Below are 23097 nucleotides of genomic sequence, written 5' to 3'. Positions count from 1 at the left end.
CGGGGGGACAGGCCCAATGCCCCCCGGTCCCCAAGGCGGCGCCCGAGAATGTCAGGGAGTCGTCACCTGCAACGCCAACCACAAGGAGAATTCCCATGGCACCGCAGACACGCGTGAAGGAACGGGCCGAGGAGCAGTCATCGGCCATGTCAGCAGACCAGCAGGCCGCCATCCGCATGGTGGCCAATGACCTGCATCGCCTCAACCACTCCGTCATGAAGGCCGTGGATGCAGGCGTGTCGGTGGAATTGGTTCGCTCCGCCCGGCATCACGCCGGCGAGGGAAACTGGGGCGACCTGCTGATTCCGGTCATCGTCACCCAGGGCCGCGGCTGAGGCGCAGGCCGCCTTCGATCCGCTTCCGGCAGATGCAATCCCCGCCGCGGCCACCGCGGCGGGGATTGTCGTTGCTCAGTTGAAGCAGCAGTGCAAGGGCCGCGGCCTCAGACAGGCAGCACCGGCGTGCGCAGCCGGGCGGAGATGGTGAGCCGCATCAGAATGAAGGCGATCACCGCGCAGATGGCGATGGCCGCCACCATCGGCACCGGCGTGCCGTCAAAGAACGGTCCCACCAGCGCCACCATCAGGCCGCCCGAAAACATCTGCAGCATGCCGCCGAGCGAGGAGGCCAGGCCGGCGATGTCGCCGTGATCGTCGAGCGCCATCACCATGGTGGTGGGGATGACGAGGCCGAGGCAGGCATTGGCGAGGATCAGCATCAGGATCACCACGCCGAGCTGGTCGAAGCCGGCCAGCACCAGCGCCAGCAGCATCAGCGTGGCGCCGAGAAAGCCGCTCACCGCCCAGGTCAGCATCGGGATGAGCCCGAAGCGCTCGCCGAGGCCGGCGGCGAACTGCGAGGCGGCGAAGAAGCCCAGCGCATTGATGGCGAAGGCGAGGCTGAAGCCCACCGGGGTGAGCCCGTAGAAGCCGGTGTAGACGAAGGAGGCGCTGGCGAGGAAGACGAAGAAGCTCGCCATGCCGAAACCGCCGACAAAGGTCAGGCCCATGAACACCGGATCGGTGAACAGGGTTTTCGCGCCGCGCCCGATGGCCTTGAGGCTCACCGGCACCCGGTGTTCCGGAGCCAGCGTCTCGGGCTGCAGGAACAGCGTCATCAGGATCGACAGCACCGCGACGAAAGCCAGCACGAGGAAGATCAGCCGCCAGTCGCTGATGGCGATCAGGCCGGAACCGGCCAGCGGCGCCAGCATCGGCGAGACCGAAATGACCAGCATCACCAGCGCCATCAGGCGCGTCGCCTGGGTGCCGGTGTGCATGTCGCGGATGATGGCGCGCGGGATCACCATCACTGCCGCGCCGCCCAGTCCCTGAAGGAAGCGGGCGGCGATGAGCCAGCTCACGTCGGGGGCGAAGGCGCAGCCGAGCGAGCCGATGATGAACAGCACGAGCCCGACGAGCAGCGGCGGCTTGCGGCCATACATGTCCGACAGCGGGCCGTAGAAGATCTGCACCACGCCGAAGGCGATGAAATAGGAGGTGATCGTCATCTGCGCGGCGGCGATGGTGCCGTCGAGTTCGGTGGCCACCTTGGGCAGCGCCGGCAGATACATGTCGATGGCGAAGGGGCCGACACAGGACAGAAGTCCCAGAATGACGGCCGAACGCAGGAAACCAGGTGTCATGGCAATTCTCGCGACTGAATTCGAGGGTCGGGCAGTCCGGGCCTCGCGGTCCGGCGGCCGTTTCTGTCTGGAAGGTCTGCGGGGCAGGCACCGCCTGCAGCGTCCGTGGCAGGGCAACCGGAGCATCGGTTCCCGGCCGCTTGCCACGGCAGGCGGCTGGGTCCGGCCGTGCCGGACGGGCTGGCGCCGCTGACGCGCGCTCGCGTCGGGCGGCTCGCCGGTCCGGCGCTGGTTACCGGGTCTGGATGATGCTGTTCATCGTCCCTGCTCCCTGAAGGTGGACGTTTGCAACACCGATATAGTCCTGCCCGGCGAAAGCGGGAAGCCCCGGCATGGCCGGCGCGGCGAAGATTCCGCGCCGGTGTGGCAGGTTTGCAAAGCGCCGTCCTTGCGTCACCCGGCGTCCGCTTCGACGAGTGCGGCCAGCCGGCCGAGCGTCTGCACCCCGCCCTCCACAGCGCCATGATCGCGGACGACGCGCTCGCGCTCCTCGACGCTTGGAAATTCGGCCACCAGCCTGAGCCGCGTGCCGGCGCCTTCGGCGATGAAGTCGCAGGAAGTGACGAAGACATTGGTGTCATGCTCGGCCTCCGAATGGCGCCAGGCGATGCGGCGGTGCCTGTCGACGGCCGTGAAGACCACCCAGTTCGGATAGTCGGTGCCGTCGGGGCCGTGCATGGTGAAATCCCACACGCCGCCGACCCGGAAGTCGAAGGCCCGGGTGGTCAGCCGGAAGCCGTCCGGGCCGAACCATTTGTTCAGGCTCTCGGGCTCGGTCCAGGCTGCCCAGACTTTCTCCACCGGCGCGGCGACCAGCCGTTCGGTGACGATCATGCGCGCCGGGTCGGCGGTCTCCGGGAATGCCTCAGTCATCGTCGCGGTCCTCTGTTGATGTCGGGGATTGAAGTTGCGCCAGATAGGCGTCGAGCCGGTCGAGCCGCTCGTCCCAGAGCTTGCGGTACTGCTGCATCCAGTCGGTGGCCTCGCGCAGCGGCTCGGGGGCGATCGTGCAGGGACGGAACTGGCGGTCGCGGCCGCGGGTGATCAGCCCCGCCTGCTCGAGCACCTTGAGATGGCGCGAGAAGGCCGGCAGGCTGATGTCGAAGGGCTTGGCCAGTTCATTGACCGTCCGGGCGCCTGAGGCCAGCTCGGCCAGCACCGCCCGGCGGGTCGGGTCGGCGAGCGCCGAGAAGGTGGCGTCGAGCTGCGCGGACTGCATGATGGTCTCCGATTCATTTAGCGTGAATGTTAATTAACACATTCGCTAAATACCGCAAGCGGTTTTTCGACCCCAGGCTGCGGCCTTCCCGCATCTGGTGACCCGTGGCGGCGTTGGGAAACCAGTTCTGCTGCTTCGGAATTTCGGTTTGTTCCAACTCGAAAAACCTCTCCAATTTTTATGCAGGTCCATGTCCATTTCCATTTACGCAACCATTGATACCCCACCCCTAGCCCCTCCCCTCATTTCGGATAGGCCCGGGGGTCTTGCGGAGCCCATTCTCCCCCCTTGCGGGCTACGTGATTCACACATTTCGGAGGTGGCTGGGCATGTTGACAGCGTGGGGCTCAATGACAAGAGCCAGGCGGCGGGCGGCAACAACCCCCTCGCCTGCAATTTCTAGCGCTTAACTGCGTTAAGACGCTGAAATTGCTTCCTCTCCCACCAAGGGAGAGGGGGTCGCGCCGCGGGTTCCGCGATTCCACCTCTCCCCTGGTGGGAGAGGATACAAAATCACAGCCTTGGACCGCAGGGCCAAGCTGTAGATTTTGTTGGTGAGGGGGTCGGAGGCATCCGCAACGTTTCTCGCCTGCAATTTCTGGCGCGCGAGTGTGGATCAGCACGTTGGAATTACATCTCCTCATCTCGCTGGTGGTCTACGACAACGATGCGTGAATGCCGTAGCCCTTGAGGGAAGGGGTTGGGGTGGGGGTGCTTTGGCGGTCGTGTTGGCGCTTTGGCGATGACCCTCAGCCTGGCGAGCCTTGAACCACGAGGGACCAGGCGAGATCTCGCCGCCGCCTCCGCCGAGTTCGGCGAAGGAAAAGCATCGCGTCCGATGCGGCCTCCCCCCCAACGAAAAAACCCCGGCGCAGGCGCCGGGGCAAAATGCTGAAACGTGGCGCCTGCGATCAGGCGGCGTAAGAGCGCTGGTCGCCGTCGACCGCGAGATCGACGCGGAATGCCGCCACCAGTTGCGTCAGGGCCGCGGCCTCCTTGGCCAGTTCGTGGCTGGCGGCGCTGGTCTCCTCCACCATGGCCGCATTCTGCTGGGTCATCTGGTCCATCTGGTTGACGGCCGAATTCACCTCGTTGAGGCCGGTGGCCTGTTCGCTGGCTCCCTTGGCGATGGAGTTGATGTGGGCCGAGATTTCCTCGATCCGCTCGTTGATGCGGGCAATCGCCTCGCCGGTCTCGCCGACCAGCGTGACGCCGCTCTTCACCTCGGTGCCGGACTGGGCGATGAGTTCCTTGATCTCCTTGGCCGCCTTGGCCGACCGGCCGGCCAGTTCGCGCACTTCCTGGGCGACGACGGCGAAGCCGCGTCCCGCCTCCCCGGCGCGGGCCGCCTCGACGCCGGCATTGAGCGCCAGCAGATTGGTCTGGAAGGCGATCTCGTCGATGACGCCGATGATCTGGTTGATCTTGCCCGAGGCCTGCTCGATGCGGCCCATGGCGTCGTTGGCGCGCGAGACGATCTCGCCGGTCCTGACGGCGTCGGCGCAGGTCTCGCTGGCAAGCCGGTTGGTGTCGGCGGCGCGGTTGGAGGATTCACGCACCGTGGCCGAGATCTCGTCGACGGCGGCCGCGGTCTCCTCCAGCGATGCCGCCTGCTGTTCGGTGCGGCGCGACAGGTCGTCGGCCGCCGAGCGCATCTGGTCGGAGTTGCCCTGGATGGAATGGGCGTTGTCGCGGATCTGGCTCAGCGCATCGCGCATGCGCTCGACGGAGTCGTTGAAGTCCACCCGCAGGCTGTCGAGGCTGCCGGAGAACGGCGTGTCGATGGTGGCGACGAGGTCGCCCTGCGCCAGGTTGCGCAGCGCCTCGCCGAGCGAGGTGACGACCAGTTGCAGCTCTTCCTCCGCCTGGGCCTTCTCGATGTCCGATCGCTGGCGCTCGACGGCCGCCTGCCGGCGGGTGGTCTCGCTTTCCTGCTCGATGCGGATCTTGTCGATGGCATTGGCCTTGAAGATGCCGAGCGCGCGGGCCATCTGGCCGATCTCGTCGGACCGGCTGCCGCCGGAGATCTCGGCGTCGAGCTTGCCTTCGGCGACATCGCGCATGGAGCTGACAAGACGCAGGATCGGCCCCTTCAGCGCAGCCACCAGCAGCACCGCGGCAAGCAGGCCGAACAGTCCGGCGATCACGGCGGCGCTGAGCGTGATGCCGCTGGCGCGGGTCTTGACGCTGGCAGCGCCCGCTTCCTGGCTGCTGGCGAAGGTGAGCACGTTGTTCCAGGCGTCGTGGATGCGCGACGAGGCTTCGCCGAAGGCGGCGCGGCGGCTCTCGGCCGTCACCACCAGTTCGGCGGCGATGGGGGGCAGGCCGCGGGCGCGGTCGGCCGCGTCCTGGCCGATGGTCTCGAACAGCTCGTCGCCGCCGTCGGTCAGCTGCATCAGTTGCAGGTTCTGGGCAATGGCGGCGACCCTGGTGTCGAGCAGCGCCGCCCGCTCCTCGGTCGGCTCGGCGAGGAACTCGATCATCGAGCGCTCGAGCTGGTTGGCGATCGTCAGGAACTGCCGCGCGCTCTTGGTGATGGTCTGGCCGCGGATGATCGGCTTGTCCAGCTCGGCGAAGCGGATGGTGGCGTCGCGCGCGGTGTTGGCGGCCAGCCCCTGCAGCTGCAGGCCGGTCGGGCGCAGCCCGTTGGCGAACTTCTGCAGCTGGATCATGCCGGGTTCGCTGACCACGTCGGATTTCAGCACAGCCAGGATGCCGTCGAAATTGTCGGTGATGATGCTGCGCAGCTCGGCCTTGCTGCCGGGGATGTAGGCCGGCAGCGTGCGGTTGTGCAGCATGATCTCCTTGCGCATCTCATTGGCGAGAGTGAAGGCCTCCTCGGGCGTGGCGGCGCGGGAGAGCGCGCTCGACACCCGCACCACCGCCTCGGCGCCGTTGCCGAGCTTTTCGGCGGCGCGCAGCAGCTGCTTGGCCTCGTATTCGGCCGACACCAGATCCGCCTCGATGGCATCGGACTTCTCGATGAGCCGGCTGCGCGCATCGTTGAGGGAGGCGAGCGCGTCGGCGAACTGGGTCCGGATCGCGGTTTCCTCGTCGTGCAGCGCCCACAGGCCATCCATCTGTCCCCGCAGCGCGGTGGTGATCTCGGTGGCGTTGGTGATGGCCGTCTCCTCCCGGGAATTGCCGGCCAGCGCCAGGATCTGCTGCATGCGGTCGACCTGGGCGTCGAGCTGGCCGATCACCTCGTCGCGCTTCGCCTCGGTCGCGTGCTGCAGGAATTCGTTCATGCCGCGATAGGCCTGCTGGAATCCGCTGAGTGATTCAATGCTGGCGCTGGTGCCATCGAGCCTCTCGCCCAGCATCGAGCCGGTGTAGAGATTGATGGTGGCCAGTCCGGCAATGCCCCCGATCAGCGGCAGGATGAAGACGATCACCTTGGTCTGGATGGAAAAACGCGCAAGCAAACGATCGATGATCATTGGAAATCCGGAGGCCTGGAGAGCAAAGGCATGCGGGAGTGCCGCGAAGGGGCTGGCGCATCATGCAACGCGCTGCCGATGACCGGACAGGCGCGACCCCTGGCTAACAGTTGGGCGACACAGGTTAATTTAGCCTGAACCGGGCGGCGCGAATGTTGCTGCATTTTTTCGTAGCGATGCGTCAATACGGGCCAGTTCCGCCCCCGTCCCGATGCTGCCGGAGCGCTTCGGCCGCCGCCGGCAGGGCCCCTTGCCACGCCGTCCTGCGGTCCCGCCCGCCGGGTCCGTAGCCGGCCCTCGGATGCCCGGGCCGGCCGGCGCGGCGGCCATGAAGCCGGGTGCTTGACTGGTCTTGGACCGAAAAGCAGGTATGATGCGCCATTGTTGATCTAACCATGGTGATTTATGGCGTCTCGAAAAACTGGAAACCCGGCTGCTGTGAAAACGGCGGCGCGGAAGACCCGTCCTGCCTTCCTGGACGCGAAACGGGGCGTCGGCAACTGGGCCGAAGCGACCGAATGGCTGCGCGACCGGGGCATCGAAGACATCGAATGCATCACCCCGGATCTCTCAGGCGTGCCGCGCGGCAAGATGATGCCGAGTTCGAAATTCACCTCCAACACGTCGCTGGCGCTGCCCTCTGCGGTGTTCCGGCAGACCATCTCGGGCGAATATCCGGAGGAGACCGGCGATTTCCGCTATGATCCGCTCGACGGCGACCTGAAGCTGGTGCCCGACCTGTCGACCCTTTCGGCCGTGCCGTGGGAATCCGATCCGACGGCGCAGGTGATCTGCGACATCCACAACACCAAGGGCGAGCCCGTCGTCTACACGCCGCGCAACGTGCTCAAGCGCGTGATGCAGCTCTACACCGACAATGGCTGGCGGCCGGTGGTGGCGCCGGAAATCGAGTTCTACCTCGTCGCCCAGCACGAGGATCCCGATTATCCGCTGAAGCCGCCGCGGGGCCGGTCCGGCCGCACCATCACCGGCGGCCAGTCCTACTCGATCGCCGGCGTCAACGAGTTCGACGAACTCGTCGACGACATCTATGACTTCTCCGAGAAGCAGGGACTGGAAATCGACACGCTGATCCACGAGGAGGGTCCGGCGCAGCTGGAGATCAACCTGCGCCACGGCGATCCGGTGGAACTCGCCGACCAGGTCTTCATGTTCAAGCGCACCCTGCGCGAGGCCGCGCTCAAGCACGGCATCTATGCCACCTTCATGGCCAAGCCGATGCAGGATGCCGCCGGCTCGGCGATGCACATCCACCAGTCGGTGGTCGATGCCAGGACCGGCAAGAACGTCTTCTCCAATCCGGACGGCACGCCGAGCGAGGCGTTCTTCCACTTCATCGGCGGCATGCAGCAGCTGATCCCGAAGGCGCTGGTGATGATGGCGCCCTATGTGAATTCCTACCGGCGCCTGGCGCCCGGCATGGCCTGCCCGGTCAACAATGCCTGGGGCTATGACAACCGCACCACCGCCTTCCGGATCCCGAACTCCGACTCGGCGGCGCGGCGGGTGGAGAACCGGCTGCCGTCCTCGGACGCCAATCCCTATCTGGCGCTCGCCGCCTCGCTCGGCTGCGGCTGGCTCGGCATGACCAACAAGATCGCCCCGGGCGAGCCGTCCTACAAGACGGTCAACGAGGGAACCACGATCGACCTGCCGCGGGGGCTGCTCGAGGCGGTGTCGCTGCTGGAAAGCGAACCCGATTTCGCCCGAATCTTCGGCCAGGAGTTCATCCACACCTATGCGGGCGTCAAGCGCGGCGAATTCGAAACCTTCATGCGGGTGATCAGTCCCTGGGAGCGTGAATTTCTCCTCCTCAATGTTTAGAGTATGCAAGCCATGACTTACCAAAGCCCGATCGCGCCCGGCCGCTCCTTCTATGAGGCGATCCAGACGGAGCGTCCGGCCTATGCCGCGCTTGCCGGCTCCGCCACCGCCGACGTGGTCGTCATCGGCGGCGGCTACACCGGCCTGCAGGCGGCGCACCATCTCGCCGCCGGCGGCAAGGACGTGGTGCTCATCGAAACCGCCCGCTTCGGCGACGGCGCCTCCGGGCGCAACGGCGGCCAGCTCGGCACCGGCCAGCGCGCCTGGGTGGAGGAACTGGAGGCCGATTTCGGGCGCGAGACGGCGACGCGGCTGTTTCACGTCGCCGAGCGGGCTAAGGCGCATCTTCACGACTTCGCCCGGGCCAACGGCATCGACGCCGACTACCGGCCGGGACAGATCTCGGCGGCGCACAAGCAGTCCTATGTGAACGACTATCGCCACCATGCCCGGATCATGGCCGACCATTACGGCTACGGCCATATCCGCTTCCTCGACAAGGAGGACATCGCGCAGAAGGTCGGCTCGCGACGCTATCACGGCGGCACCCTCGACACCGGCACCGGACACATCAACCCGCTGAAATATCTTGTCGGCCTTGCCCGGGCGGCGGCGCTGGCCGGCGCCCGGCTGCACGAATCCACGCCGGCGCAGTCGATCCGGTCCGAAGGCGGCAAGGTCGTCGTGACGACCGCCCAGGGAACGATCACCGCCGGGCGCGCGCTGATTGCCTGCAACGCCTATATCGGCGGCCTGGAACCGGTGACCGCCGCCCATGTGATGCCGATCGGCTCCTTCATCGGCGCCACCGCGCCGTTGCCGGCCGACTCACCCGTGCTGCCGGGTGGCGAGGCGGTCGATGATTCGCGCTTCGTGGTGCGCTACTTCCGCAAGAGTGCCGACGGACGGTTGCTGTTCGGCGGCCGCGAGGCCTACACCTCCGACAATCCGTCCGACATCTCCGTCCATATCCGGCGGCAGATCGCCGAGATCTATCCGGCGCTCGGCGATGTCGAGATCACCCATGCATGGGGCGGCTCGGTGGGCATCACCCTGCCGCGGCGCCCCTTCGTGCGCGAGGTGATGCCGCAGGTCACCTCGATCGGCGGCTTCTCCGGCCACGGCGTGATGCTGTCGAACTATTGCGGCAAGCTCTATGCCGATCATGTGCTTGGCGGCTCGGAAGACCTCGAGGCCATGCGCGCGGTGCAGATCCCGCCGTTCCCGGGCGGCGCCCGCTTTCGCGCGCCGCTGCTGTTTTTGGCTTTGACCTGGTTCTCGCTGCGCGACAAGCTCTGAGACCCCTCCCGCACAGCCGCTTGCGGGCATGGTGCGGGCCGCCGAGCCAGGCCCTCTTCGCATTTCGATGGACAGGGTCTGGCTTTATCTAATCGATTAGATTATGCATGTGACGCAGTTTCAGGACAGGATCCGAACATGACCAGCCAGATCATTCCGGTCGACCCTTTTGACTATGTCGTCTTCGGCGGCACCGGGGACCTAGCCGAGCGCAAGCTGCTGCCGGCGCTCTATCACCGGCAGATTTCCGGTCAGCTGTCCGAACCGACGCGGATCATCGGCGCCTCCCGCTCGGAAATGGACCATGACGCCTACCGGCAATTCGCCCGTGCCGCGCTCGAGGAGCACCTCAAGCAGGACGAGCTGTCCGAGGACGAGGTCGGCAGGTTCCTGGCGCGGCTGTATTATGTGTCGGTCGACGCTATGTCGGACAAGGGCTGGGACGACCTCAAGGCGCTGCTCGACGACGGCAGCGACGAGATCCGCGCCTTCTACCTCGCCGTCGGGCCGTCGCTGTTCGGCTCCATATCGGAGCGGATCCGCAATCACGGCCTGATCACCGACAAGACGCGGATCGTGGTGGAGAAGCCGATCGGCCGCGATCTCGCCTCCGCCAAGGCGCTCAACAACACCATCGGCAGCGTGTTCGCCGAAGACCAGATCTTCCGCATCGACCACTATCTCGGCAAGGAAACGGTGCAGAACCTGATGGCGCTGCGCTTTGCCAACGCCATGTACGAGCCGCTGTGGAACTCGGCCCATATCGATCACGTGCAGATCACGGTGGCCGAATCGGTCGGGCTCGAGGGCCGCGCCGGTTACTACGACAAGGCCGGCGCGCTCCGGGACATGGTGCAGAACCACCTGGTGCAGCTCTTGTGCCTGGTGGCGATGGAAGCGCCCGCCTCGATGGACGCCGAGGCCGTGCGCGACGAGAAGCTCAAGGTGCTGCGCTCGCTCAAGCGCATCAACGACTCCAATGCCGACAACCTGACCGTCCGCGGCCAGTACAAGGCCGGTGCCTCGGCCGGCGGTCCGGCCAAGGGCTATCTCGAGGAGCTCGAGGGCGGCGTCTCCAACACCGAGACCTTCGTCGCCATCAAGGCGGAGATCGAGAACTGGCGCTGGGCCGGCGTGCCCTTCTACCTGCGCACCGGCAAGCGGATGAGCGAGCGCATGAGCGAGATCGTCATCACCTTCAAGCCGATCCCGCATTCGATCTTCGACGACAGCGCCGGCAAGGTGATCGCCAACCAGCTGGTCATGCGGCTGCAGCCCAACGAGGGCGTCAAGCAGTGGATGATGATCAAGGATCCCGGCCCGGGCGGAATGCGGCTCAGGCACATTCCGCTCGACATGAGCTTCGCCGACCGCTTCGAGGTGCGCAATCCGGATGCCTACGAGCGGCTGCTGCTCGACGTCATCCGCTCCAACCAGACCCTGTTCATGCGCCGCGACGAGGTCGAGGCCGCCTGGCTGTGGGTCGATCCGATCCTGAAGGCCTGGGAGGAAAACGGCCAGAAGGTGCATCCCTACACGGCGGGCACCTGGGGGCCGAGCCAGGCCATCGCGCTGATCGAACGGGACGGCAGGACCTGGCATGAAAGCGACTGAAGCCACGACCGCGGTGAGCGAAAGCCACGAATTCGCCAGCCGTCCGGCGCTTGCCGAGGCGCTGGCGGCACGGGTGGCGGCGGCGCTGGCCGAGGCCATCAGGACGCGCGGGGCGGCGAGCATCGCCGTCTCCGGCGGCTCGACGCCGAAGGCGTTCTTCGCCAACCTGTCGACCGCCGACATCGACTGGTCGAAGGTCACGGTAACGCTGGTGGACGAGCGGGCGGTTCCGCCAAGCCACGAACGTTCGAACCAGCGCCTCGTGGTCACGCAGCTGCTGCAGAACCGGGCGGCCGCCGCTGGCTTCGTGCCGCTGTGGAGCGTGCCGATGGACGGGGCGAGACTGGTCGACCTCGCCGACGCGGCGATCGGCAGGATCGGGCGTCCCTTCGACGTCGTCGTGCTGGGCATGGGGCTCGACGGCCACACCGCCTCGTTCTTCCCGGGCGGCTCCGCGCTGGCCGAGGCCACCGACCCCGCGGCGACGCGATCTGTCATGTCGATGGAAGCCGAGGGCGCCGGCGAGCCGCGCCTGACGCTGACCCTGCCGCTGCTGGTGGAAGCGCCGCTGCTGGTGCTCCATATAGAGGGCAAGGATAAACTGCAGGTCCTCACCGAGGCGCTCGGGCCGGGACCGGAGACCGCCTTGCCGGTGCGCGCGGTGCTGCGTCATGCGCGACATCCGGTCAACATCTACTGGGCGCCATAGACGTCAACCGGTTCGGAAGAGCCGCCAATGCCAGACAGAGGTTCCAACATGACCGTCGATCCCCGCATTGCTGCCGTCACCGGCAGGATCATCGAACGTTCGCGCCCGACCCGCGAGGTCTATCTCGACCGGGTCCGGCGGGCCGCCGAGAAGGGGCCCAACCGCTCGCGGCTGTCCTGCTCCAATCTCGCCCACGGCTTTGCCGCCTGCGGTCCGACCGACAAGGCCAACCTGTCCGACGACGTGGTCCCCAATCTCGGCATCATCACCTCCTACAACGACATGCTCTCGGCGCATCAGCCGTTCGAGACCTTTCCCGAGCTGATCCGCAAGGCGGCGCGCGAGGCGGGCGGCGTGGCGCAGGTGGCGGGCAGCGTGCCGGCCATGTGCGACGGGGTCACCCAGGGCCAGCCCGGCATGGAGCTGTCGCTGTTCTCGCGCGACGTCATCGCGCTCGCCACCGCCGTCGGCCTGTCGCACGACATGTTCGACGCCGCCGTCTATCTCGGTGTCTGCGACAAGATCGTGCCGGGCCTCGTCATCGCGGCGCTGACCTTCGGTCACCTGCCGGCGGTGTTCATCCCCGCCGGACCGATGACCACGGGCCTGCCCAATGACGAGAAGGCGCGCGTGCGCCAGCTCTATGCCGAGGGCAAGGCCGACCGCGCCATGCTGCTCGAGGCCGAGTCCAAGTCCTACCACGGCCCGGGCACCTGCACCTTCTACGGCACCGCCAATTCCAACCAGATGCTGATGGAGATCATGGGCCTGCACCTGCCCGGCGCCTCCTTCATCAACCCCAACACGCCGCTGCGCGACGCGCTGACGGTGGAGGCGACGCGCCGCGCGCTCGCCATCACCGCGCTCGGCAACGAGTTCACGCCGGTGGGCGAGATGATCGACGAACGCTCCTTCGTCAACGGCGTCGTCGGCCTGCACGCCACCGGCGGCTCGACCAACCACACCATCCATCTCGTCGCCATGGCGCGGGCGGCCGGCATCCAGCTCACCTGGGAGGACATTTCCGACCTCTCCGACGCGGTGCCGCTGCTGGCGCGGGTCTATCCCAACGGGCTTGCCGACGTGAACCATTTCCATGCCGCCGGCGGCATGGGGTTCCTGATCAGCCAGCTGCTCAAGATCGGCCTCGTGCACGAGGACGTGCGCACGGTCTGGGGCAAGGGCCTGTCGTCCTACGCCATCGATCCGCGGCTCGGCGAGAATGGCGGCGTGGCGCGCGTCCCTTCGCCCGAGACCAGCGCCGACCCGAAGGTGCTGGCGCGCGCCGACGCGCCGTTCCAGCCCAATGGCGGGCTGAAGATGCTCAAGGGCAATCTCGGCAAGGCGGTGATCAAGATCTCCGCCGTCAAGCCCGACCGTCACGTCATCGAGGCGCCGGCGCGGATCTTCCACGACCAGTCGGAGATGCAGACGGCCTTCTCGGCCGGCGAACTGACCGGCGATTTCATCGCCGTCGTCCGCTTCCAGGGGCCGAAGGCCAACGGCATGCCGGAACTGCACAAGCTCACCCCGCCGCTCGGCGTACTGCAGGATCGCGGCCAGCGGGTGGCGCTCGTCACCGACGGTCGCATGTCGGGCGCTTCGGGCAAGGTGCCCGCCGCCATCCACGTCACGCCGGAGGCCAAGGACGGCGGCCCGATCGCCCGCATCCGCGAGGGCGACATGATCCGGCTCGACGCCGAGGCGGGCACGCTGGAAGTGCTGGTCGACGCCGCCGAGTTCGCGGCGCGGACGCCGGTGATGATCGATCTCGCGCAATATGAGAGCGGCATGGGCCGGGAGATCTTCGACAAGTTCCGCGCCGTCGCCGGCACAGCCGACATGGGCGCGAGCGTGCTGTACTGAGACTGCCGACCCGATCACGCTGAAACGACAAGGCCCGGAGCGATCCGGGCCTTTTGCGTGCAGGGAGCGGGTCGGGCAATGCCGTGTCCCCGCCCGCAATCGCCTGAAACAAAAAAGGCCATCCGCGGGATGGCCTTTTACTGATACTCAGACATGCGTTGTTTCCCGTTTGCCGGGCGATGCCTGAGGCGCTGTATTGGCCTCAATATGCAAAATTATTTTGCGTTTGTCAATATGCACCAACTCCGAAACAAGAGACGGTTGCATGGCCGCGGAACAAAAGCGTATGTAATAACTTGCAAATGACGAGCAGGTTTCAAGTGCCGGCTGAATATCGGGTTCATATATTTGTCGATTTCTGGAACTTCACACTGTCCATGAAGGAATGTGAAGCTGCGTTCAAGACCGATTGGCGTACGTTTCCGAAGATCCTCACCAGAGAAGCGGGGAGGGTCGTTGACGCGACTGCCCTCGCCATCTACTCGGGAATGAATGTCTATGGTTCATACAATCCGGCCACCGACGGCGCCCTCAAGCACTGGGCAACAAACACACTGGACACCTTTCCGGGCGTGAATGCGCTGTTCAAAGAGCGCACCAGGAAGCGGTCGGCACCCAAATGCCCGGCTTGCCATGCCGCCGTTGAAAAATGCCCGCATTGCGGCTCGGACATGCGCGGCACGGAAGAAAAGGGGATCGACACGCGAATTGCGACCGACCTTGTCAGCCTGGCCTGGGAGAAGGCATATGATATTGCCGTCCTCGTGTCGGCGGACCAGGATTTTGTCCCTGCGGCGGAATATCTTCAAAACAAGGGAATCAAGGTCATACATGGCGGCTTCCCTCCGCACGGCATGCTGCTGCGACAAAAATGCTGGGCCACAATCGACCTGCCCAGATACCGTTTAGAATTCAGGATGTAATCCGAGTTTGCAGTGCGTTCGATGACACTCTCTTCCGGGCCGGATCCGCCGGCGTGCCTGGTCGGGGTGTTGGCGAGGAATCCAAACTCACACTCACCAATGCCGAAGGAAACGGTTTGGAGCAACTTTCTGACAGGAATGTTAAGGAGCACGAGAGGCGCAAATGGCCTCCGGCCCAAAGGAGAGCAGCGATGACCCGGAAGGCTTTCGACCAGATCGCGGAGGGCCTGGAGGAGGCTCTGGCCGTTGCCCGCGGTGACGCCGAACCCTTCCGCCTCCATGTCCCGTCCGAGATCGACGTCAAGGCGATCCGGGCGCGCACCGGCCTGTCGCAGAGGACTTCGCCGCCACCTTCGCCTTCGGGCTGGATCAGCTCAAGCAGTGGGAACAGGGACGCTCGCGTCCGGTGCAGGCCATGCGGGCCTACCTGCTGCTCATCGACGCCCACCCCGCCGAGATGGTGAAAGCCCTGAGGGACCTGACCAATCGGGAAAATGTCGAAGAACCGCCCACGCTTTTGGCCATGTAAGGGGGCGCGGAGCCGCGATCTACAACATCACGTTCACCTCGGCGGGCGTGACCTCCGGTCGGCATGTCGCGGCTGGCGGCTGCCCCTCACCTCCGGTAGGTCTTGCCCTCGGTATCGAACAGATGCAGCTTGGCCTTGTCGGCGGCGAAGCGGATGGTGTCGTCACGGGCGACCGAATGGTTGCCGGGCAGCTTGACGATGACCGGGTCGCCCTCGGTCAGGCCCTCGACATAGAGCAGCGTCACCTCGCCCAGCGCCTCGACCAGCGCCACCTTGCCCTCGAACAGGAAGCCGTCGTCCCGGGTCACCGTCATGTCCTCGGGGCGCACGCCGAAGGACACGGTCTTGCCCTTGTCGGTGTCGGGCACCGCGATGCCGGTGTCGACGGAATTGCCGCCCGGCAGCTTGACCATGGCGCTGGGACCGGCCGTTTCCACCGTCGCCTGCAGGATGTTCATCGCCGGAGAGCCGATGAACTGGGCGACGAACAGATTGTCCGGCCGCTCGTAGAGCTGCATCGGCGGCCCGACCTGCTCGATATGGCCGGCGCGCAGCACGACGATGCGGTCGGCGAGCGTCATGGCCTCGACCTGGTCGTGGGTGACGTAGATCATGGTGGTGTCGGGCATCGACTCGTTGAGCTTGGAGATCTCGATGCGGGTGGCGACCCGGAGTGCCGCGTCGAGATTGGACAGCGGCTCGTCGAACAGGAACACCTTCGGGTCGCGGCAGATGGCCCGGCCGATGGCGACCCGCTGGCGCTGGCCGCCCGACAGCGCCTTGGGCAGGCGGTCGAGATAGGGGCCGAGCTGCAATATGTCGGCCGCCGCTCGCACCCGGCGATCGACTTCATCCTTGCCCAGCTTGGCGATGCGCAGGCCGAAGGCCATGTTGTCGTAGACCGTCATGTGCGGATAGAGGGCGTAGGACTGGAACACCATCGCGATGCCGCGCTTGGACGGCGGCACGTCGTTGACCACCATGCCGTCGATGGTCAGTTCGCCGCCGGTGATCTCCTCGAGACCGGCGATCATTCGGAGCAGGGTCGACTTTCCGCATCCCGACGGCCCGACGAAGACGATGAACTCGCCCTGCTCGATGGTGAGATTAACACCGTGAATGACATCGACCGCGCCATAGGACTTCTTGAGATCCTTGAGTGTCAGGCCAACCATGTCTGTCTCCCTCTGCTGCCCATTGTTGCCTCACCCGAGACGCGCGAAGAATGCGTCGTAGGGCGGGATCGCGATCGTGTCGGGACGGATCATCCCTGAAAAGCCGTGGCCGTGCAGCGCCGTCAGCACCCCTTCGGGCAGCGGTATCGCCTGCTCGACCTCCGACATGTTGAAGGCGCAATAGACGGTCTCGTTGCCGAAGCTGCGGGTGAAGCTGAGCACCGCGTCGCCGCTGTCGAGAAACACCATGTCGCCCTTGGCCAGCGCCGGGTGCTGGGCGCGGAAGGCGGTGAGATGACGGTAGTGGTTGAGCATCGAGCCCTGCACATGCTCCTGCGCGTCCACCGCGAGATGGCGGTGCTCGCTCGGGATCGGCAGCCAGGGATGGCCATCGGTGAAGCCGGCGGAGGCCGCATGCTCGGACCAGACCATCGGCGTGCGGCAGCCGTCGCGACCCTTGAAATCGGGCCAGAACTGGATGCCGTAGGGATCGCGCAGATCCTCGAAGGACAATTCCGCCTCGGTCAGACCCAGTTCCTCGCCCTGGTAGAGGCAGACCGAGCCGCGCAGCGACAGCAGCAGCCCCGCGAGCATGCGCAGGTAGCGATCGCGATCGCCGACATGGTCGCCCCAGCGGCTGGCGTGGCGGACGACGTCGTGGTTGGAGAAGGCCCAGCAGGCCCAGCCCTCCGGCGCCGCGGTCATGAAATCGGTCATGACCGCGCGCACCCGCGCCGGCGACAGGGGATCGGCGGCCAGGAATTCGAAGGCGTAGCACATGTGCATCTTGTCATTGCCCGAGGTGTAGTCGGCAACGATCTGCAGGCCGTACTGGGCATCGCCCACCTCGCCGACGGCGGCGATGGCGGGAAACTCGTCCATCAGCGCGCGGAAGCGCTTGAGGAAGGCCAGGTTTTCCGGCCGATTCTTGTCGTAGAGGTGGTTCTGGTGGTTGTAGGGATTGACCGAGGGCGCGATGGACGCGTTGCGCTGTTCGGGCGGCAGCGCCGGATTGTCGCGCAGCTCCTTGTCGTGGAAGTAGAAATTGATGGTGTCGAGCCGGAATCCGTCGACGCCGCGCTCGAGCCAGAACCGCGTCGCGGCGAGCAGCGCCTCCTGGACTTCCGGATTGTGGAAGTTCAGATCCGGTTGCGAGGTGAGGAAGTTGTGCATGAAATACTGCTGGCGCGACGGGTCCCACTGCCAGGCCGAACCGCCGAAGATCGACAGCCAGTTGGTCGGCGGCGTGCCGTCCGGCTTCGGGTCGGCCCAGACATACCAGTCGGCCCTGGGGTTGGTGCGGTCCCTGCGGCTCTCGATGAACCACGGATGCTGGTCGGAGGTGTGCGAGATCACCAGGTCGATCATCACCCTGATGCCGTGGCCGTGCGCCTCGGCGACCAGATGGTCGAAATCGTTGAGCGTGCCGAACATCGGATCGACATTGGTGTAATCGGAGACGTCGTAGCCGAAATCCCGCATCGGCGAGGTGAAGAAGGGCGAGATCCAGATCGCATCGACACCGAGCGAGGCGATGTGCGGCAACCGCTCGGCAATGCCGCGCAGGTCCCCGATGCCGTCGCCCGACGTGTCCTGGTAGGAGCGCGGATAGACCTGATAGATCACCGCGCCGCGCCACCAGTCGGGATCGATTGCCGGCCGGGAGCGGGATGCGGATTCGGACGATGCCAGTCTCATATAGCGTGACTTTCTGTGCGGCCCCTGGGGCCATTGGGCCCTGGGGCCGGATTATTTGACGGATCCCGCGAGCAGGCCGCGCACGAGATAGCGCTGCATGGCGAAAAACACCATGAGCGGCACCGCAATGGAGACGAAGGCCGAGGTGGCGAGGATCTCCCAGTCGCCGCCGCGCGAGCCCATCAGGTTGACCAGCCGGCCGGTGAGCACCAGCTTGTCGTCGGACGCGCCCAGGAACACCAGCGCCACCAGCAGGTCGTTCCATGTCCAGAGAAACTGGAAGATGGCAAACGACGCCAGCGCCGGAAACGACAGCGGCAGCACGATGCGGGTGAAGATCTGGAAGTCGGTGGCGCCGTCGACGCGGGCATTCTCGATGATGTCGCGCGGCAGCCCGACCATGTAGTTGCGCAGCAGATAGATCGCCAGCGGCAGGCCGAAGCCGGTATGCGCCAGCCAGATGCCGAGATAGCTCTTGCCGATGCCGACCTGGTTGTGCAGCGTCAGCAGCGGGATCAGCGCCAATTGCAGCGGCACCACCAGAAGGCCGACCACGGCGGCAATCAGCAGCGCGCGGCCCGGAAAGCGCATCCAGGCCAGCGCGTAGGCCGCGAAGGCGGCGATCAGGATCGGGATGACGGTGGCCGGGATCGAGACGGTCAGCGTGTTGATGAAGGCCTGTCCGACGCCCTCGCCGCCGCGCGAGCTGAACAGCACGGTCTCGTAGTTCTGCAGGGTGAATTCGGGCGGCGTCGCCGCCGTGGTGAAGACGCGCGGCGACCGCTGCTCGGCGAAGCTGGCAGGCCCCGAGAGCACGAAGGCGCCGCGGTTGTCGACCGTCAGCGTGTTGCCGTCGCCCAGGTCGGCCACCTCGCCGGGCTCATAGGCGTTGGGCTTGAGCGAACTGGTGCCCCAGTTGCTCAGTTCTGTGTCGGAGGTCGGGAACAGCTCGCCCCTGATGACGAACTTGCCGTCCACCTCATCTTCCTCGCCGGCGATGCGCACCGGCGAGTTCTGCGTCTCCTGGGTCGACAGCGCCTTCCACCAGCCGCTCGACGAGATCTGGTCGGAGGTGCGGAAGGAGGACACCAACAGGCCGAAGGTGGGAAACACCCACAGCGCCACCAGGAGGACCACCGTGAGATGCACCGCCCAGGTCAGGCCCGACTTTCTGCTCGCAAACAAAGCCATCGCCCGTCCCCCTATTTCGTTTCTTTGCTGGCGCTGTAGACATTCCAGACCAGGATCGGCGACACCAGCAGCAGGATGACGATGGCGCTGGCCGAGCCCACGCCCCAGTCGCCGATGCCGACGAACAGCTTGCCGTACATGTAGTTGGCGAGAACCTGGGTCTCCCACTGGCCGTTGGTCATGGCGTAGACGATGTCGAAGACCTTGAGCACCACGATGGTGATGGTGGTCCAGACCACGACGATGGTGCCCATGATCTGCGGCACCTTGATCTTGAAGAAGATCTGCAGCGGATTGGCGCCGTCGATCACCGCCGCCTCGATGGTTTCCTCGGGGATGCCGCGCAGCGCCGCCGACAGGATCACCATGGCAAAACCGGTCTGGATCCAGATCAGCACGATCATCAGGAAAAAGGAATTCCAGAACGGGATCGTCAGCCAGGTCTGCGGTGCGTCGCCGCCGAAATAGAGATAGAGCGCGTTGAGCACGCCGATCTGCTCGGAGCCCAGCGGTCTGGTGTCGTAGATCAGCTTCCAGATCACCGAGGCGCCGACGAAGGAGATGGCCATCGGCATGAAGATCAGCGACTTGGCGATCGAACCCCACCAGATGCGGTCGGTGAGCTGGGCGATGATCAGCCCCATCACCGTCGCCATGGCCGGCACGAAGATCAGCCAGAGAATGTTGTTCTGCAGCGCCTCCCAGAACTTCGGCTCGGAGACCATCTGCCGGTAGTTGGCAAGCCCGACAAAGGCGCCGCCGAGATCCCGGTCGGTGACGGAGAGCCAGAGGGTGGCGACCACGGGATAGGCGAGATAGATGCCGAGCGCCAGCATTGCCGGGGCGAGGAACAGCCAGGGCCGGACCTGGTTGGCGCGGTTGATGTTGCGCCCGGCCTGCGGGCCGGTCGCCGGAAAGATGAACCGGTCAAGAACGATGTTGGAAAAATAGAAGTAGCCGACACAACCGCCGACGCCCAATATGATGGTGATTAATCCCTGCAACGCCGGATTCATGGGCTCCCCCCCAATGAGTGTGTCGGGCCAGCCGTCACCCGGGCAGCGCCCGGATGACGGCATTCGGATCAGCCGACTACTTGATCGTGTCCCACGACTTCTGGATCTGGCTGGCGACGTCCTCCGCCGGCTTGCCGCCGACATAGTCGACCATTCCGGTCCAGAACGATCCGGCGCCCACCGCGCCCGGCATCAGGTCGGACCCGTCAAACCGGAAGGTGGTCGAGTTGAGCAGGATCTCGCCCTGCTTCTTGAGCGCCGCATTGCCGTAGGTTTCCGCATTGGCCGACTTGAAGGGCGTGAGGAAGCCCGACTGGGCCATCCAGACCTCGTGCGCGATCGGCGTCTCCAGCCACTCGATAAAGGCGCGCGCCGCCGGCGAATCCTTGGTGATCATCGCCAGCGTGCCGGCGCCAAGCACCGGCTTGCCGAGATCCTTGCCCTCATAGGCGGGCATGTAGAAGAAATCGGCATCGGTCCCGAGCTTGGTGCCTTCCGGGAAGAAGGACGGAATGAACGAGGCCTGGTGGTGCATGTAGCACTGCGGCGGCGACGAGAAGAGACCCTTCGGGCTGTCGCGGAAATCGGTCGAAGCAACCGCGCCGGCGCCGCCGGAGACGAACTTGTCGTTCTTGGCGAACCAGCCGAATTCCTCGATGGCGGCGACGACGATCGGGTCGTCGAACTTGAGCTCGTTGGACACCCATTTGTCGTAGTTTTCAGGCGTGGTGGTGCGCAGCATCATGTCTTCCACCCAGTCGGTGGCCGGCCAGCCGGTTGCGCCGCCCGAGCCCAGGCCGATGCACCACGGCGTGCCGCCGTCGTCGACGATCTTCTGGGTGAGCGCCTTGAGCTCCTCCATGGAGGTCGGAATCTCGTAGCCGGCGTCGGCGAAATTGTCCGGCACGTACCAGACCAGCGACTTCACATCGATCTTGTAGGGAAAGGCGAAGAAGGCCGGGTTGCCGTCCTTGTCCTTGTAGGTGCCGAGGTCGACCCAGGACTGGCCGGCGGCGTAGTTGTCGAGGATCCACTTCTGGGTGTCCTCGCCCAGCGGCGTCAGGTAGCCCTTGCTGGCAAGGCCGGCGATCAGACCGGGCTGCGGCAGGATGGCGATGTTGGGCGGGCTGCCGGCCTGGGTGTCGATGACGATCTGCTGCTCGTAGTTTTCCGAGGAGGAGTATTCGACGTTGACGCCGGTCGCCTCGGAGAAATAGGCCAGCATCGATTCCGCCAGCGCCTGGTCTTCCCCGCGCCAGGGACCGAAGATGGAGATCGTCTGGCCGGCCAGGTCGCCATGCGAGGATTTGAAGGCCTCGAAGCTGTCCCAGCTGAAGGCACCCTCGCCCGGCTTGAATTTCAGTTCCGCGGCCGACGCGCTGCCCATCGTCAGGGCTGCAGCGGCGACGCTGATCAAAAGCAGTTTCTTCATTCGGTGTCTCCTCCCGTTTGGTCCAGGACCATTGCACTGAAACCGTGCTGGCTCTCCCAGCCATGCTTCATCGAAAATCCAAAGCGCTTTGGCTCGCTTCAAGGGATTACGAGTGCCCGGCAGAGTCAAGCCAAAAGCTTTCGAATGCAAGGGCAAAACTGGCGACTGGAGGACCGCATAATATTTCTCGGACGCGCTCTCTGTATTTAGTGCTTTTTTATCGGTACAGCGTGGCTTAACTGTACAACCTGCCAGGGCGCGGTCGCGGCCCCTGCGCGGGATGTCTTCCAAAGCGCTTTGAGTGGATCGGGGTCGGGCACGTGAATTTGAGGGAGCTGGCACGGCTGCTCGACCTGTCCCAGACCACGGTCTCGCGGGCGCTGAATGGCTATCCCGAGGTCAATGAGGACACCCGGCAACGGGTGCTGCAGGCGGTGAGGATGACCGGCTATCGGCCCAACCGTGCCGCCCAGCGTCTCGCCACCGGGCGCACCAATTCCATCGGCCTGGTCATGCCCACCGGGGCGGGGCGGGACACCGACCTGCATTTCGCCGAGTTCCTGTCCGGACTGAGCGAGGTGGCGGTCGGCAACGATGTGCAATTGGTGATCAATCCGAGCCGCATCGAGGACGAGGAGGCAACGTTCCGCCGCCTTGCCGCCGGCGGCAGCGTCGATGCCGTCTATCTGTCCTATATCAGGCGGTCGGACCCGCGGATCGCGCTGCTCAAGTCGCTGTCGCTGCCCTTTGTGGTGCATGGCCGGGAGATCGACGGCGTGCTCGACTACCCGCTGCTCGACATCGACAATGCCGGCGCCTTCGCGGATGCGACGCGGCTCCTGCTGCAGCTCGGCCACCGCCGCTTTGCCTTCCTCAACGCCGCCGATCACCTCAGCTTCGCCATCGCCAGGCACCAGGGCGCCGCCGAAGCGCTGAGCGCCGCGGGCCTGGCGCTCGATCCTGCCCTGGTTCAGAATTCGCCCATGACCGAGGAGCACGGATACCGGGGGATGATGCGGCTTCTTGACCAGGCCGAGCCGCCGACGGCGGTGCTCTGCTCGTCGGTGATCCTGTCGCTCGGCGCGGTGCGCGCCGTCAACGAACGCGGCCTGCGGCTTGGCCGCGAGCTGTCGCTGATCGCCCACGACGACGTGTTTCCCTATCTCAAGGCCGAGAATTTCTCGACGCCGCTCACCACCACGCGGTCATCGATCCGCCAGGCCGGCATCCGCATCGCCGAGCGCCTCATCGGCGAGGTGGCGGGAATCGCCGCCGACCCGCAGCAGGAAATCTGGAAGGCCGACCTGATCGTGCGCGCCTCCACCGGCCCCGCCCCCGGGTCCAGCCGGCCGAAAGCCCGAGCGCAGGCACCGACATAGGACTGCCAGAACGGAGGCCGCCGCGCAAGCGGCGAGCCTATCCGGCCGAAACTGTTGGACGATTCCACAACTCCCATTCAGCAATTTCAATCCCTTGACGCGATTTCCGCCCCGGCT

At 65.5% G+C, this 23097-nt stretch carries 17 protein-coding genes; 8 read left to right on the top strand and 9 right to left on the bottom strand.

Annotated elements, in window-relative coordinates:
- Positions 1-95: 95 nt before the first annotated feature.
- Positions 96-335 (top strand): SMc00767 family acetate metabolism repressor, encoded by a 240-nt coding sequence (locus DFR52_RS06610; RefSeq protein WP_110031185.1) that lies wholly within the window; start codon positions 96-98, stop codon positions 333-335.
- 107 nt (positions 336-442) lie between these two features.
- On the opposite strand, the gene DFR52_RS06605 is transcribed toward DFR52_RS06610, so the two are convergent.
- From DFR52_RS06605 to DFR52_RS06585, 4 genes are all read right to left on the bottom strand, one after another.
- Positions 443-1645, bottom strand: coding sequence for a multidrug effflux MFS transporter (locus DFR52_RS06605; RefSeq protein WP_110031184.1), 1203 nt, complete (start codon positions 1643-1645; stop codon positions 443-445).
- A 393-nt stretch (positions 1646-2038) separates the two neighbouring features.
- The gene (locus DFR52_RS06595; protein ID WP_110031182.1) at positions 2039-2518 is read right to left on the bottom strand and encodes an SRPBCC domain-containing protein; all 480 of its coding nucleotides are present in this window, start codon (positions 2516-2518) and stop codon (positions 2039-2041) included.
- Positions 2511-2864, bottom strand: a complete 354-nt coding sequence (locus DFR52_RS06590; RefSeq protein WP_110031181.1) for an ArsR/SmtB family transcription factor — start codon at positions 2862-2864, stop codon at positions 2511-2513. Before DFR52_RS06590 ends, DFR52_RS06595 begins: the two co-directional genes overlap by 8 nt.
- A gap of 911 nt (positions 2865-3775) precedes the next feature.
- Positions 3776-6304, bottom strand: coding sequence for a methyl-accepting chemotaxis protein (locus tag DFR52_RS06585; protein WP_110031180.1), 2529 nt, complete (start codon positions 6302-6304; stop codon positions 3776-3778).
- Positions 6305-6709: 405 nt separating this feature from the next.
- Between DFR52_RS06585 and DFR52_RS06580 the strand changes: the two genes are divergently transcribed.
- The 6 genes from DFR52_RS06580 to DFR52_RS06555 all read left to right on the top strand — a co-directional run bounded on the left by DFR52_RS06580 (position 6710) and on the right by DFR52_RS06555 (position 14560).
- On the top strand, positions 6710-8149 hold the full coding sequence (locus tag DFR52_RS06580; RefSeq protein WP_110031179.1) for a glutamine synthetase family protein: 1440 nt from the start codon (positions 6710-6712) through the stop codon (positions 8147-8149).
- A 12-nt stretch (positions 8150-8161) separates the two neighbouring features.
- Positions 8162-9448, top strand: coding sequence for an NAD(P)/FAD-dependent oxidoreductase (locus tag DFR52_RS06575; RefSeq protein WP_110031178.1), 1287 nt, complete (start codon positions 8162-8164; stop codon positions 9446-9448).
- Between the two features lie 138 nt (positions 9449-9586).
- Positions 9587-11062 (top strand): glucose-6-phosphate dehydrogenase, encoded by a 1476-nt coding sequence (gene zwf / locus DFR52_RS06570; RefSeq protein ID WP_110031177.1) that lies wholly within the window; start codon positions 9587-9589, stop codon positions 11060-11062.
- Positions 11049-11771: a 6-phosphogluconolactonase gene (gene pgl, locus DFR52_RS06565; protein WP_110031176.1), complete on the top strand. Its 723-nt coding sequence runs from the start codon at positions 11049-11051 to the stop codon at positions 11769-11771. Before zwf ends, pgl begins: the two co-directional genes overlap by 14 nt.
- 48 nt (positions 11772-11819) lie before the next feature.
- Complete coding sequence (gene edd / locus DFR52_RS06560; RefSeq protein ID WP_110031175.1) at positions 11820-13637, top strand: phosphogluconate dehydratase; 1818 nt, start codon at positions 11820-11822, stop codon at positions 13635-13637.
- 302 nt (positions 13638-13939) lie between these two features.
- A complete protein-coding gene (locus tag DFR52_RS06555) occupies positions 13940-14560 on the top strand; it encodes an NYN domain-containing protein (RefSeq protein ID WP_110031174.1) in 621 nt (206 codons plus the stop codon).
- 615 nt (positions 14561-15175) lie between these two features.
- Here DFR52_RS06555 and DFR52_RS06545 read toward each other — a convergent pair.
- From DFR52_RS06545 to DFR52_RS06525, 5 genes are all read right to left on the bottom strand, one after another.
- A complete protein-coding gene (locus tag DFR52_RS06545) occupies positions 15176-16264 on the bottom strand; it encodes an ABC transporter ATP-binding protein (RefSeq protein WP_110031173.1) in 1089 nt (362 codons plus the stop codon).
- Positions 16265-16294: 30 nt separating this feature from the next.
- A complete protein-coding gene (gene bglA, locus DFR52_RS06540; protein ID WP_110031172.1) occupies positions 16295-17962 on the bottom strand; it encodes a beta-galactosidase BglA in 1668 nt (555 codons plus the stop codon).
- Positions 17963-18013: 51 nt separating this feature from the next.
- Entirely contained in the window at positions 18014-19147 is a 1134-nt protein-coding gene (locus DFR52_RS06535) for a carbohydrate ABC transporter permease (RefSeq protein WP_210205817.1), read from the bottom strand.
- 17 nt (positions 19148-19164) lie between these two features.
- The gene (locus DFR52_RS06530; RefSeq protein ID WP_110031170.1) at positions 19165-20169 is read right to left on the bottom strand and encodes a carbohydrate ABC transporter permease; all 1005 of its coding nucleotides are present in this window, start codon (positions 20167-20169) and stop codon (positions 19165-19167) included.
- A 76-nt stretch (positions 20170-20245) separates the two neighbouring features.
- On the bottom strand, positions 20246-21601 hold the full coding sequence (locus DFR52_RS06525) for an ABC transporter substrate-binding protein (RefSeq protein WP_110031169.1): 1356 nt from the start codon (positions 21599-21601) through the stop codon (positions 20246-20248).
- A 320-nt stretch (positions 21602-21921) separates the two neighbouring features.
- Here DFR52_RS06525 and DFR52_RS06520 point away from each other — a divergent pair, with 320 nt between their 5' ends.
- On the top strand, positions 21922-22980 hold the full coding sequence (locus tag DFR52_RS06520) for a substrate-binding domain-containing protein (RefSeq protein WP_110031168.1): 1059 nt from the start codon (positions 21922-21924) through the stop codon (positions 22978-22980).
- Positions 22981-23097 lie beyond the last annotated feature (117 nt).

The sequence above is a fragment of the Hoeflea marina genome (assembly GCF_003182275.1).
Classification (GTDB): Bacteria; Pseudomonadota; Alphaproteobacteria; order Rhizobiales; family Rhizobiaceae; genus Hoeflea; species Hoeflea marina.
The sequence above is the reverse complement of the archived record's forward strand: the minus strand, read 5'-3'. Positions and strand labels throughout refer to the sequence as shown.